The 13,196-nt window shown below is 59.3% G+C and carries 13 protein-coding genes; 8 read left to right on the top strand and 5 right to left on the bottom strand.

Annotated elements, in window-relative coordinates:
- Positions 1-126: 126 nt before the first annotated feature.
- The 3 genes from KRR23_RS04980 to astA all read left to right on the top strand — a co-directional run bounded on the left by KRR23_RS04980 (position 127) and on the right by astA (position 3,691).
- Positions 127-1,476: an APC family permease gene (locus KRR23_RS04980; RefSeq protein WP_216741604.1), complete on the top strand. Its 1,350-nt coding sequence runs from the start codon at positions 127-129 to the stop codon at positions 1,474-1,476.
- A 132-nt stretch (positions 1,477-1,608) separates the two neighbouring features.
- Positions 1,609-2,625, top strand: a complete 1,017-nt coding sequence (locus KRR23_RS04975; protein ID WP_216741603.1) for an arginine N-succinyltransferase — start codon at positions 1,609-1,611, stop codon at positions 2,623-2,625.
- A 31-nt stretch (positions 2,626-2,656) separates the two neighbouring features.
- The gene (gene astA, locus KRR23_RS04970) at positions 2,657-3,691 is read left to right on the top strand and encodes an arginine N-succinyltransferase (RefSeq protein ID WP_216741602.1); all 1,035 of its coding nucleotides are present in this window, start codon (positions 2,657-2,659) and stop codon (positions 3,689-3,691) included.
- A 153-nt stretch (positions 3,692-3,844) separates the two neighbouring features.
- Here astA and KRR23_RS04965 read toward each other — a convergent pair whose 3' ends face one another.
- The 3 genes from KRR23_RS04965 to KRR23_RS04955 all read right to left on the bottom strand — a co-directional run bounded on the left by KRR23_RS04965 (position 3,845) and on the right by KRR23_RS04955 (position 5,994).
- Entirely contained in the window at positions 3,845-4,177 is a 333-nt protein-coding gene (locus tag KRR23_RS04965) for a hypothetical protein (protein ID WP_216741601.1), read from the bottom strand.
- 210 nt (positions 4,178-4,387) lie between these two features.
- A complete protein-coding gene (locus KRR23_RS04960; protein ID WP_216741600.1) occupies positions 4,388-4,573 on the bottom strand; it encodes a hypothetical protein in 186 nt (61 codons plus the stop codon).
- Between the two features lie 539 nt (positions 4,574-5,112).
- A complete protein-coding gene (locus KRR23_RS04955) occupies positions 5,113-5,994 on the bottom strand; it encodes a LysR family transcriptional regulator (protein ID WP_216741599.1) in 882 nt (293 codons plus the stop codon).
- Between the two features lie 146 nt (positions 5,995-6,140).
- Between KRR23_RS04955 and KRR23_RS04950 the strand changes: the two genes are divergently transcribed.
- From KRR23_RS04950 to KRR23_RS04940, 3 genes are read left to right on the top strand one after another with little or no spacing between them, the layout of a single operon-like run.
- Positions 6,141-6,839: a CoA transferase subunit A gene (locus KRR23_RS04950; RefSeq protein WP_054597884.1), complete on the top strand. Its 699-nt coding sequence runs from the start codon at positions 6,141-6,143 to the stop codon at positions 6,837-6,839.
- Positions 6,840-6,875: 36 nt separating this feature from the next.
- Positions 6,876-7,535 carry a CoA transferase subunit B gene (locus tag KRR23_RS04945; protein WP_216741598.1) on the top strand — a complete coding sequence of 220 codons (660 nt, stop codon included), beginning with the start codon at positions 6,876-6,878 and terminating at the stop codon, positions 7,533-7,535.
- A 23-nt stretch (positions 7,536-7,558) separates the two neighbouring features.
- Positions 7,559-8,740: an acetyl-CoA C-acetyltransferase gene (locus tag KRR23_RS04940; protein WP_216741597.1), complete on the top strand. Its 1,182-nt coding sequence runs from the start codon at positions 7,559-7,561 to the stop codon at positions 8,738-8,740.
- A 300-nt stretch (positions 8,741-9,040) separates the two neighbouring features.
- Here KRR23_RS04940 and KRR23_RS04935 read toward each other — a convergent pair whose 3' ends face one another.
- Positions 9,041-9,577 (bottom strand): DUF4174 domain-containing protein, encoded by a 537-nt coding sequence (locus tag KRR23_RS04935; RefSeq protein ID WP_216741596.1) that lies wholly within the window; start codon positions 9,575-9,577, stop codon positions 9,041-9,043.
- A gap of 543 nt (positions 9,578-10,120) precedes the next feature.
- On the opposite strand from KRR23_RS04935, the gene KRR23_RS04930 reads away from it, so the two are divergent.
- The gene (locus tag KRR23_RS04930; protein WP_216741595.1) at positions 10,121-11,167 is read left to right on the top strand and encodes a class I SAM-dependent methyltransferase; all 1,047 of its coding nucleotides are present in this window, start codon (positions 10,121-10,123) and stop codon (positions 11,165-11,167) included.
- 54 nt (positions 11,168-11,221) lie between these two features.
- Here KRR23_RS04930 and KRR23_RS04925 read toward each other — a convergent pair whose 3' ends face one another.
- Positions 11,222-12,007: a sulfite exporter TauE/SafE family protein gene (locus KRR23_RS04925; RefSeq protein WP_103317255.1), complete on the bottom strand. Its 786-nt coding sequence runs from the start codon at positions 12,005-12,007 to the stop codon at positions 11,222-11,224.
- A gap of 336 nt (positions 12,008-12,343) precedes the next feature.
- Between KRR23_RS04925 and KRR23_RS04920 the strand changes: the two genes are divergently transcribed.
- Entirely contained in the window at positions 12,344-13,120 is a 777-nt protein-coding gene (locus tag KRR23_RS04920; protein ID WP_216741594.1) for an ABC transporter substrate-binding protein, read from the top strand.
- Positions 13,121-13,196 lie beyond the last annotated feature (76 nt).

Raw genomic sequence — 13,196 nt, 5'->3', positions numbered from 1 at the left:
AACCGTTTCAAGCTGAAAAAACACGGATGGTTGTACCGGTAAAACAACGATAACGAACGCTGTAGCGAGTTTTTACCTGCCTGGCTCAAACACATTGCCATAGTGGCTTACAAGGAGAACTGCTTCATGGAAATAGAAGAATTCGGCTACAAGCAAGAGTTGAAACGCAGCCTGTCGCTGACCGACCTGGTGGTTTACGGGATGATTTTCATGATCCCCATCGCCCCGTTCGGCGTCTATGGCTACGTCAACCAGGAGGCGCCCGGCATGGTGCCGCTGGCCTACATCATCGGCATGGTGGCGATGCTGTTCACCGCATTGAGTTACGGCAGCATGGCGCGGGCCTTCCCGATTGCCGGCTCGGTCTACTCCTATGCTCAGCGCGGGCTGCACCCGCATGTCGGCTTTATCGCCGGCTGGCTGATGCTGCTCGACTACCTGCTGATCCCGCCGCTGCTCTATGTGTATGCGGCGATGGCGTTGAATCACCTGTACCCGGACATTCCCAAGGTCGGTTTCATCCTCGCCTTCCTGGTCAGTGCGACCTTCGTCAACCTGCGGGGAATCACCTTTACCGCACGAATGAACATTATCTTTCTGCTGGCGCAACTGGTGGTGCTGGGGATCTTCCTGTTCTACGCCTGGACCGCCTTGCACGGTGGCGCCGGTAACGGCCAGCTGACCCTGGCGCCGTTGTACAACCCTGATCACTTCAACTTCGCGCTGCTGATGCAAGCGGTGTCGATTGCAGTGTTGTCGTTCCTCGGCTTCGATGCGATTTCGACCCTGGCCGAAGAGATCAAGGGCGATCCGGGCCGCAGCGTCGGCAAAGCGGCGTTGATCACGTTGGTGGTCATGGGGGTGATTTTCGTCGTGCAGACCTGGATTGCCACGGACCTGGCCGCCGGCATGGGTTTCAAGTCCGCCGATACCGCGTTCTATGAAATCGCCGAAATCGCCGCCGGCAGCTGGTTGGCGACTGTCACCGGTGTGGCCACCGCACTGGCCTGGGGCGTGGCGGTAGCGATCACCTCGCAAGCCGCAGTATCGCGCCTGCTATTCGGCATGGCACGCGACGGCAAACTGCCCAAAGTGCTGGCCAAGGTCCACCCCAAACACAACACCCCGCACATCAGCATTTACCTGGTGGCGGTGCTGTCGCTGCTGATCTGCTACCTGTTCATCAACTCGGTGGACACCCTGACTTCATTGGTCAACTTCGGGGCCCTGAGCGGCTTCATGCTGCTGCACCTGACCGTGATCAATTACTACTGGCGTCGGCAGAAGTCCGGCCAGCTGATCCGTCATCTGGTTTGCCCGGTAATCGGCTTCATCATCGTCAGCGCCATCCTCTACAACATGGGTGTCGATGCGCAAAAGCTCGGCGGTATCTGGATTGCAGCGGGCCTGGTCTACCTGTTTTTCCTCAACAGAATCGGCGCCAGCGCTGTATTGCCGGACCCTTCCAACAGTTAGAAAAGGTCAGCATTTAAAACGTCGAGCGGTCGCTGACAGGGATTAGCCGACCGCCGTTGTAGTGCGTGGAAACCGACAGTGATAGTCAAGCCTGATGCCCGGTATCAGGCCCTTTGATACAGGAGTACATCCATGCTGGCCTTACGCCCAGTTCAGTTATCCGACCTGCCTCAGTTGCAACAACTTGCGCGCGACAGCCTGGTGGGTGTCACCTCGTTGCCGGACGACACCGAGCGCCTGCGCCAGAAGATTCTCGCATCCTGCGCATCGTTTGCCAGTGACGTGAATAGCCAGGGTCCGGAGAACTATTTCTTCGTGCTGGAAGATCTGGCCAGTCAACGGCTGCTGGGCTGTTCGGAAGTCCTCGCGACCGCCGGTTTCAACGAGCCCTTCTACAGCCTGCGCAACCGCCCGTTCACCAGTGAGTCGCGCGAGCTGAACATTCAGCACGGGGTGCCGGCGCTGTCGTTATGCCAGGACCTCAGTGCCCATACCTTGCTGCGCGGTTTTCACATCAACACCGAGCTTGAACGCACGCCCTCTTCGGAAATGCTTTCACGGGCCCGACTGATGTTCATCGCCGCTCATCCGCAACGCTTTTCCGACGCCGTGATTACCGAAATCGTCGGCTACAGCAGCGACGCGGGTGAATCGCCATTCTGGGATGCACTGGGCAAGCATTTTTTCGACCTGCCCTACGTCGAGGCCGAACGCCTCTGCGGCTTGCAGAACCGAAGCTTTCTCGCCGAGTTGATGCCGCACTACCCGATCTACGTGCCGATGCTGCCGCAAAGCGCTCAGGCGTGTATTGGCCGGATTCATCCGGATGGCCAGGAAGCCTTCGATATCCTTGAGCGTGAAGGCTTCGAGACCAACAGCTACATCGACCTCTTCGACGGTGGGCCAACACTGTTTGCGCGCACCCCGAGCATTCGTTCGATCGCCCAGACCCGCACGGCCGTTGCCCGCTTGAGTTCACACAGCGGCGGCAAGACGCCGTACCTGCTGAGCAATGACGCGCTGGAAAACTACCGGGCGATTGTCGCCGAACTGGACTGGAGCGCAGACGAACCCGTCATGCTCGACGCCACTCAGCTCGACGCCTTGCAACTGGACAACGGCGGCCCGGTTCGGCTGATTGCGCTATGAAGCAGGTCTTCCGCACTCAAGGAGCTCCATCATGATCGTGCGCCCGGTTCAAATGACCGACCTGCCTGCGTTACTGGCGCTGGCCCGCAGCGCCGGCCCGGGGTTCACTTCGCTGCCGGCCAACGAAGAACGTCTGACCCTGCGCGTACGCTGGGCGCAGCGGACCTTTGCCGGTCAGGTTGAACGGGCCGACGCCGACTACCTGTTCGTGCTCGAAGACGACGATCAGCAAGTGATCGGCGTCAGCGCCCTGGCAGGTGCCGTCGGGCTGCGCGAGCCCTGGTACAACTACCGCGTCGGCTTGACGGTCAACATCTCGACAGACCTGGGAATCCGTCGACAAATCCCGACCTTGTTCCTCAACAACGAAATGACCGGCCAATCGGAAATCTGCTCGTTGTTCCTGCGCCCGGATCAGCGTCAGGGCCATAACGGCCGGCTGCTGTCGGTGGCGCGATTGCTGTTTGTCGCCGAGTTCCCGCACCTGTTCGGCGAAAAACTGATTGCCGAGCTGCGCGGCAGCGCCGACGAGCGCGGGTGCTCGCCGTTCTGGGACAGCCTGGGTCGACATTTTTTCAAAATGGATTTCAGCTACGCCGATCACCTGTCCGGGCTCGGCAACAAGTCGTTCATCGCTGAGTTGATGCCACGTCAGCCGCTGTACACCTGCCTGCTCACCGAGCAAGCTCAGGCGGTGATCGGCAAGGCCCATCAAAACGCCGAACCGGCGCGCAGAATCCTCTGCAACGAAGACTTTGCCCATAAGGGTTACATCGACATCTTCGACGGTGGTCCGGTCATCGAAGCCCAGATCTCGAAGATCCGTGCCGTGCGCAACAGCCAGTCGCTGGACCTGATGGTCGGCACACCTGACGACAATGCACCGCTCTGGCTGATCCATAACCAGCGCCTGGAAAACTGCCGGATCACCGCCGCCCGCGCCCGACTGGTCGGCAACAGCTTGCTGGTCGATCGCCTGACCGCCAAGCGCCTGCAATTGCAAGCTGGCAGCTCGGTACGCGCCGTGCCGTTGCTCAAGCAACAACAGCAGGCGGTTGCCGCATAACGTGCCAGACAAATAGCAAAAAACCCGCACATGGCGGGCTTTCTGCTTGATGGGGTCAAATCCTTTTGTCAGTTCAATCTGCGCTTCAGGATGTGAGCAATTCGTGAAAAGCCTGTCGCAGGATCGAGAAAAAGACAGACTGCACTGAACACTCTATTTAACTGACTCCAAAACCGGTTCCGGCAACCGCCGCCCGAGCACATCCAGCAGATCACAGCCATCACGCAACGGAATGGCGCACAGCAAGGCGAAATCGTTGAGGATCACCGAATCGCTGGCAATCTCCCCGCGCATCGCCAGATTCTCCAGCACTTGAGTCACCGCACGAATGCGATAACGGGCAGCGTCGAGCAGGATATCGAGCGGCGCGTGGGTGTCGACGAACAGGGTCGGCATGTCAGAGCAGTTGCTCGTGAGGGCCATGTAGCGGTTGGAGGGATGGGAGGTTGGCGGGACGTAGGGTGGATTGGGGGTGTAGGTGTTCATTGTTCTGACTCCTAACGTATGGATTGAAGCCGCCAGATATCACTTCCACGCAATAGGTGGCGGCTGTACGCAGGTGTGGAAGACCGGGACGTTAGGCACCCGACGCGCTCGAAAGCGCCCCGCGCACAGCCACCATAAAACTCAGACGATAAAAAACGCCGAACTGGTGGCGCTTTGTGCGCCTAACGATAGAAGGGCTTCCACACCCTGTCACTGAATTTGCAGTGACAGCCCAAGACTATCGATGAAGCCCATCACGCACCAGTTCATGCACACCGCCACAGCATGCGGGAAATATCCGACAAGTTCGCCCAGAAACTTCACCGACTGAACGGCCGCCATCGCGGGCAAGCCACGCTCCCACAGGTTTGCGCGCGTTCTGTTGATCGTTCCCACGCTCCGCGTCAGCTCGTGAATCGGAACGCGGAGCGTCCCTGGCGGCATTCCCACGCGGAGCGTGGGAACGATCTCAAGTCCTACGCGCCCCAACCACTCAGGCCGGCTGTCAGGCCGCCGTGCTGTTGATCTTGATCCACCCGCCCCTATCGGGAGGCCGAGTGGAGGTGTTCATCAGGGGGTGGGCGCGCAGCGCCGTACGGCGCAGCCGGACACATCGAGAGGAGGTCGAAGCGAAGCCGACCGTAGGCGATGCCCCCTGATGGACACCGGAGCGAGGGAACGCCGAGCCTAGGCGAGGTGCCGTACGCTTGGGGCGAGACCTTTGGTTACTTTGGGGCGTTTGCCAAAGTGACACGCCGTAAGGGCGGAACCGTAAGCGGCCATCACCGCAGAAATGGATATGTACACCTGCGGGAGATTGGTCGGCTGTCCGGCCGCCATCGCGAGCAGGCTCGCTCCCACAGTTGGACTGTGTACATCTGCGAGAGACAGGCCGGCTGTCAGGCCGCCATCGCGGGCAAGCCCGCTCCCACAGGTTAACGAACTTCGTCCTTGAGAATGTCAAACAACGCCTGCGCCGCCGCCGACAGCTCATGACCCGGCTTGGTCAACACCCCAATGGCCCGCTCAATCACCGGATCACTCAAGGTAATGCAACACGCCCCAAGCTCACGCATCTGCTCGACACACAACGCCGGCACCGCACTCACACCCAGCCCACTGGCAACCATCCGCCCGACGGTCGCCAACTGATGACTCTCAAATTCCACCGGCAACTTCATCTGCCGCGCCTGCAAGTGCTCCTCAAGCATCACCCGCACCGTCGACGGCCGCTGCAACGTGATAAACGGCTGCTCCAGCAGCGTTTTCCAGTCAATCTCATCACGCTCGGCCAGAGGCGAATCACTCGGCACCACCGCGACAAAGCGATCCATATACAACGGAGTGAATTCCAGCGACGAACTCTGCGTCGGCTCAAACGCCACCCCAAGCTCCACATGACGATCACGGACCATTTCCAGCACCTGCTCGTTGATCACGTCATTCACCGTGACATTGACCTTCGGGTAACGCGCACGAAAGATCTTGAGGATCGGTGGCAGCAGGTTGCCGGCAAACGAGGGCATCGCCGCCAGCGTCACCCGCCCTCGCTGCAAGGTGAAACGCTGGCGCATTTCATCCTCTGCGTTATCCCAGTCAGCGATCAACCGCCGGGCCAGCGGCAGCAGGGACTCGCCCTCCGGGGTCAGCGCGACGTTGCGGGTGGTGCGGCTGAACAGCCGCCCACCGAGTCCGTCTTCCAGCGCCTTGATGGTCAAACTCAACGCCGACTGCGACAGGTGCAGCCGTTCACAGGCCACCGCAAAGCTCAAACTCTGCGCCACCGCCAAAAACGCCCTGATCTGCTTGACTGTCATCACCGTTCCTCAACATGCAACCGCAACCGATTGCTGAGTTTTATCTATCAATCAACCTTAAAAATCAACTTATCAAATCAATCTGGTAGAGCAACACTCCATCCATACGGCTAGCCAGCCGCCCACAAAGAATAAAAGAGGTGCATATGGCAGGTTTCGACAAGCGCGTGAGTTCCTATGAGGAGGCTCTGGCAGGCCTCGAAGACGGCATGACCGTGATCTCTGGCGGCTTTGGTCTGTGTGGCATTCCGGAAAACCTGATCGCCGAGATCAAGCGCAAAGGTACCCGCGATCTGACCGTGGTTTCCAACAACTGCGGCGTCGACGGTTTTGGCCTCGGCGTACTGCTGGAAGACCGCCAGATCCGCAAAGTGGTCGCCTCCTACGTCGGCGAAAACGCCCTGTTCGAGAAGCAACTGCTGAGCGGCGAGATTGAAGTCGTGCTGACTCCGCAAGGCACCCTGGCAGAAAAAATGCGCGCTGGCGGCGCTGGCATTCCGGCGTTCTTCACCGCCACCGGCGTCGGCACTCCAGTGGCCGAAGGCAAGGAAATCCGTGAATTCAAGGGCCGCCCGTACCTGATGGAAGAGTCCATCACCGGCGACTTCGCCATCGTCAAAGGCTGGAAAGCCGACCACTTCGGCAACGTGATCTACCGCCACACCGCGCAGAACTTCAACCCGCTGGCCGCCACTGCCGGCAAGATCACCGTAGTTGAAGTCGAAGAAATCGTCGAACCCGGCGAGCTGGACCCAACACAGATCCACACCCCTGGCATCTACGTCGACCGGGTCATCTGCGGCACGTTCGAAAAACGCATCGAACAACGCACCGTGCGCAAGTGATCCTCGCCCCCAGCCCGAACAGTGGAGAATAAAAAAATGGCTCTTACCCGCGAACAAATGGCTCAACGCGTCGCCCGCGAAATGAAAGACGGCTACTACGTGAACCTCGGCATCGGCATTCCGACCCTGGTCGCCAACTACATCCCCGAAGGCATGGAAGTCATGCTGCAATCGGAAAACGGCCTGCTCGGCATGGGCGCCTTTCCGACCGACGATAAAGTCGATGCGGACATGATCAACGCCGGCAAGCAGACCGTCACCGCGCGCATTGGCGCCTCGATTTTCTCGTCCGCCGAATCCTTCGCGATGATCCGCGGCGGCCACATCGACCTTACCGTGCTCGGTGCATTTGAAGTCGACGTACACGGCAACATCGCCTCCTGGATGATCCCCGGCAAACTGGTCAAGGGCATGGGCGGCGCGATGGACCTGGTGGCCGGTGCCGACAACATCATCGTGACCATGACCCACGCCTCCAAGGACGGTGAGTCGAAACTGCTGCCGCATTGCAGCCTGCCGCTGACCGGCGCCAATTGCATCAAGCGCGTGCTGACCGACCTGGCTTATCTGGAAATCGAAAATGGCGCGTTCATCCTCAAGGAGCGCGCACCCGGTGTGAGCGTCGAGGAAATCGTCAGCAAGACCGCTGGTAAACTGATCGTTCCCGACCATGTTCCGGAAATGCAGTTCGCCTGAACCGCACTCTGAGGAGAAATTCGATGCAAGACGTTGTGATTGTTGCCGCCACCCGTACCGCCATTGGCAGTTTTCAGGGTTCGCTGGCCAGCATCCCGGCACCGGAACTCGGTGCCGCGGTGATTCGTCAATTGCTCGCACAAACCGGTCTGGCAGCGGATCAGGTCGATGAAGTGATCCTCGGTCAGGTGCTGACCGCAGGCTCCGGCCAGAACCCGGCGCGTCAGGCTTCGATCCTCGCCGGCCTGCCGCACGCCGTTCCGGCACTGACCCTGAACAAGGTCTGCGGCTCGGGCCTCAAGGCCTTGCATCTGGGCGCGCAAGCGATTCGTTGTGGCGACGCCGAGGTGATCATCGCCGGCGGTATGGAAAACATGAGCCTGGCGCCATACGTGTTACCGGCCGCTCGCACCGGCCTGCGCATGGGCCACGCGAAAATGGTCGACAGCATGATCAGCGACGGCCTGTGGGATGCGTTCAACGACTACCACATGGGCATCACCGCCGAGAACCTGGTGGACAAGTACCACCTGACCCGTGAGGAGCAGGACGCTTTCGCCGCCGCTTCGCAACAAAAAGCCGTAGCCGCTATCGAGGCCGGGCGTTTTGTTGACGAGATCACGCCAATCCTGATCCCGCAGCGCAAAGGTGATCCGTTGTCCTTCGCGGTCGACGAACAACCGCGCGCCGAGACCACTGCCGAGTCTTTGGCCAAGCTCAAACCGGCCTTCAAGAAAGACGGCAGCGTCACCGCCGGCAATGCCTCTTCGCTCAATGACGGCGCCGCTGCGGTGTTGCTGATGAGCGCCGACAAAGCCAAGCAATTGGGCTTGCCGGTGCTGGCAAAAATCGCCGCCTACGCCAATGCCGGCGTCGACCCGGCGATCATGGGCATTGCTCCTGTTTCCGCGACCCGCCGCTGCCTCGACAAGGCTGGCTGGAACCTCGATCAGCTGGACTTGATCGAAGCCAACGAAGCCTTCGCCGCGCAATCGCTGGCGGTCGGCAAGGAGCTGGAATGGGATGCAAGCAAGGTCAACGTCAACGGTGGCGCCATTGCATTGGGTCACCCGATTGGCGCGTCGGGATGCCGAGTGCTGGTGTCGTTGCTGCACGAAATGATCAAGCGTGACGCCAAGAAAGGCCTCGCCACCTTGTGCATCGGTGGTGGTCAGGGCGTGGCCCTGGCGATCGAGCGGGCCTAAACCCGCAGGCGTTCAACAGTCAGCGCACGGACCCACGATATCCGCTCGCTGACTGGCAACACACCCGACGTGACTTCGGTGGCGCCGGGTCTTTTTTTGCCTCGCGAAAACTGTTTTTCCAGGAACCCGTCCATTAAGAGAAAAGCGCGTCGAACACAAAACCTGTGGCGAGGGAGCTTGCTCCCGCTCGACTGCGAAGCGGTCGTAATCCGGCAATCGCGTTCCATCTGAATGCTCGCGGTGACTGGCTTTAGGGTCGCTTCGCGACCCAGCGGGAGCAAGCTCCCTCGCCACAATTGATCAATCATCCAAAGGTTGCGGTGGCGCTGCCGGTTTTGCTCCTTTGCCCTTTTTTCCGCCCTTGACCGGCGCAGCCTCTACGGGTGGCGGCGCAGGTGGCGCTGCCTCTTTCTCGGCGGCTGGAAGCTGGTCAACGGTGGCGAACAGATCCTTGGCCTCTATCGGGCCGAGGTGGTCGAGTTTTTTCTCACCGTCCTTGCCAACCAGAATCACCTTGGTCTCACCACTGACGCCCAGTTTCAGTTCACGAATCAGCGCCATGGTGGTTTGTGCATCAAGGTCCTTGCCATCACGCTGGCCCATGAGGTTGACCACGGTGTACAGCACCATATTGCGTTCTTTGAAGGCTTGGCTGTTGGCCGGTTCCGCCAGGGACTTTTTCAGGCTGACCAGAGTCGGGTCGATGCTGCTGGGAGCGATGACGATCAGCGGCCGGTTCCTGCCGCGCTCCTGGGCCAGAGGGGTGTCGTTGTCAGCGGCGAACAAAGGGCCGGCGACAGCGAGCAGAGTAGCGAGGGTCAGTGACCGAATGAGCATGCGCATCTCCTTTTGATTTCCACACTTTATGATTGCGCATCAAAGCGAAAGATCCAGCTCAGTGCCTGAAATTTCTATCGCCATGCTGCGAAGCTTAGGCGAGCGGGCTTAATCCGCAACCGTAGATAGCGACACGGGTTCAGGTCATTCCGTTTGTCCAGGCTCGCACCGCCAGCTGCCGAAACACACGGTGCAGGGTTTTATCGCGTACTACACTTAGTTTGTCCCCCGTAGGGGGGACGTTGCCAAATCCGGGTCCGTAAGCAGCGAGTTTGTCGAAGAAACCCGCCCATGACGCTGGAGCCAATGGCTACTCGTAATCGTCCTGTGGGGCACTGCCCCACAGTGACGTCATGCAGGACGACGTTTTCGCGTCCAACTCGCCCGGACATGTTGTGTGTCCGGGCATTCGCGTGGCAGACGGTTTGGCTTCACAACGCGCCTGCAGTGTCGCCCTGATCATCCATCCGACTGCCGCCTGAAAGGTTGCTGCCTCTGCACACGCCCTCCTTCACCGGTGGTCTTTTTTCAGGAGGAGCAGATATGGACGAAGCCAAACTCAATGACTTCATGGGCAAGGTGGTTTCCGACATGGGCGGCGCAGCGATGCTCGCGAACATGATCCTGGGCGATGAACTCGGCCTGTACCGGGCGATGGCCGACAGCCAGCCTGTCACCCCTGAAGCGCTGGCCAGCAAGACTGGCTGCAATGCACGACTGTTGCGCGAATGGCTTAGTGCTCACGCAGCCTCTGGCTACATGGAGCACGTCGACGGGAAATTCCGCCTGCCAGAAGAACAAGCCCTGGCGCTGGCGATAGAGGACTCACCGGTTTATGTCGCAGGCGGCGCCGCAGTGATTGCCTCGTTTTACCATGACAAAGACAAGCTGATCGCCGCCATGCGCGGCAATGGCGCCCTCGCCTGGGGCGATCACCACAACTGCATGTTCAAAGGCACCGAGCGCTTCTTCAGACCCGGCTACCGCGCACACCTGGTCGGCGAGTGGTTACCTGCGCTTGAAGGCGTGGTGGGCAAACTGAAAGCCGGGGCCAAGGTCGCGGATGTCGGTTGCGGCCATGGCGCCTCAACGGTGGTCATGGCCAAAGCATTCCCGGCCTCCAGTTTTGTCGGCTTCGACTATCACGCGCCATCCATCACCACTGCGACCCAACGTGCCGAAGAAGGTGGCGTGGCCGATCGCGCGCGCTTCGTTCAGAGTACCGCCAAGAACTTTCCGGGCAATGACTACGACTTGATCTGCTACTTCGATTGCCTCCACGACATGGGCGACCCGGTGGGCGCTGCCAAACATGCCTATGAGTCGCTCAAGCCCGACGGAACGGTGCTGTTGGTGGAGCCGTATGCCAACGACCATCTCGACGAAAACGCGACCCCGGTAGGGCGACTGTTCTACGCCGCGTCGACGTTCATCTGCACGCCTAACTCGTTGTCGCAGGAAGTTGGTTTGGGGCTCGGGGCCCAAGCGGGAGAAGCACGGCTGCGGGATGTATTCACCCAGGCCGGATTCAAGCATTTCCGCCGGGCGACAGAGACACCGTTCAACCTGATTCTGGAAGCGCGTAAATAAGTGCTGTAGGTGACATCCCGTGTCAGGCGCTGAAGGAACAGCGCCCGGCCTGGATCAAAACACCAATTTGTAGCCGATGAACACCAGCATGACGGCCAGGCAAGGACGCAACACACCGTCGGAAATTTTTCCGGTCAGGTGACTGCCGATATAGATCCCCGGCAACGACCCCATCAGCAGAAAGCCCAGCAGGTGCCAATCCATATTGCCCATGCTCGCGTGCCCCAGTCCCGCAACAAGGGTCAGCGGTACGGCGTGGGCGATTTCTGTGCCAACCAGGCGTTTGGTTGCCAGGAACGGGTACAGGATGAACAGCGCCACAGTCCCCAGCGCGCCGGCACCGATGGAGGTCAAAGCGACCATCGCACCAAGTATCGCGCCCGTGACGATGGTCAGCAGGTTCAGGTTCCGGTTACTGAGGTGGTAATGATCGCCCGCATGTTTTTGGGCAAACGCCAAGAGCTGGCGCTTGAAGAAAATAGCCAGCGCCGTCAGCAGCAATACAAAGCCCAACGCCTGCTTGATAACGGCATTGGTCGCGTGCGGATCCGTGTTGAGGTATTTCAGGAACAACAAAGTCATGACAACGGCAGGCACACTGCCCAATGTCAGCCAGCCAGTAATTTTCCAGTCGATGTTCCGGTGCTTTTGATGAACCAGCACACCACCGGACTTGGTGATCGCGGCATACAACAAATCAGTCCCGACGGCCGTGGCCGGGTTGATGCCGAACCATAGAAGGATCGGCGTCATCAACGAGCCTCCCCCCACACCGGTCATTCCGACAACGAACCCGACAACCAAGCCTGCGACCACAAAACCCAAATTACCGAAGTCCATTGCCATACCTTACAAAACCAGCGCGACGACTTAAAAATCTGGCAGTCAGCATAGCGATTTTTCTTATAACCACTTATACCAATATGATCTGACTTTATAACTTCCCGCCATCAATCGTAGCCGCCAATCCTCCTTGTGCCGTCAGGGCACTGTCTCCTTGTTGCGTCATGACCGTCTGGCTGAAACAGCAGCCTGTTTGATATTTTTATTTTCACACATTTGATTTATGAAATAAAACATGTCATTTATACGCTCCATGGACACGTAACCCGCTGCACACCCCCGCCAGACCGGAAGGCATTCACCCCCAAACACCCTATCCACGGAGTCAACAATATGAACAAGACCGGACTTCTGGCTGCTCTGGCATTTTGCGCCGTCAGCACCCTGGCCCACGCCGATGAAGACAGCTTGCGTATCGGTATCGAAGCCGCCTACCCGCCGTTCTCCTTCAAGACCCCGGAAGGCAATATCAGCGGGTTCGACTACGACATCGGCAACGCCCTGTGCGAAGAAATGAAGATCAAATGCCAGTGGGTCATCCAGGAATTCGACGGGATGATCCCTTCGTTGAAAGTGCGCAAGATTGATGCGGTGCTGTCGTCGATGTCGATTACCGACGACCGCCTGAAGTCAGTCGACTTCAGCGAAAAGTACTACCACACCCCCGGCAAGTTTGCGGCGAAAGCCGGCCAGGTGATCAATGACCCTAAAGTCGATCTCAAAGGCAAGAAACTCGGCGTGCAACGCTCCTCCACCTACGACCGTTACGCCACCGAGCAACTGGCGTCCGCTGGCGTCGAGGTGGTGCGTTACTCATCGCAAAATGAAGCCTTCCTCGACCTGGCGTCGGGCCGACTGGACGCTACCCTCGCCGACATCGTCAACACCAACGAGAGCTTCATCAAGACCCCGGCCGGTAATGGCTTCGCCTTGGTGGGACCAGACATCAACGACCCGAAATACTTCGGCCGGGGTGCCGGAATTGCGTTGCGCAAAGGCGATACCGCAAACGCGGCACGCCTGAATACGGCGATTGATGCGATCCGTGCCAACGGCAAGTACCAGCAGGTCATGGCCAAGTACTTCGCGTTCGATATCTACGGCGAATAAGCCTTCCTGTAACGCTGGCGTCGGCCTTGCGCCGACGCCGCTTTTCTTGCTGGTCCCGCGCGCCTGCCGGCGCTTC

Source organism: Pseudomonas sp. CVAP#3 (assembly GCF_018986375.1).
In the GTDB taxonomy this organism is placed as follows: domain Bacteria; phylum Pseudomonadota; class Gammaproteobacteria; order Pseudomonadales; family Pseudomonadaceae; genus Aquipseudomonas; species Aquipseudomonas helvetica.
The sequence above is the reverse complement of the archived record's forward strand: the minus strand, read 5'-3'. Positions and strand labels throughout refer to the sequence as shown.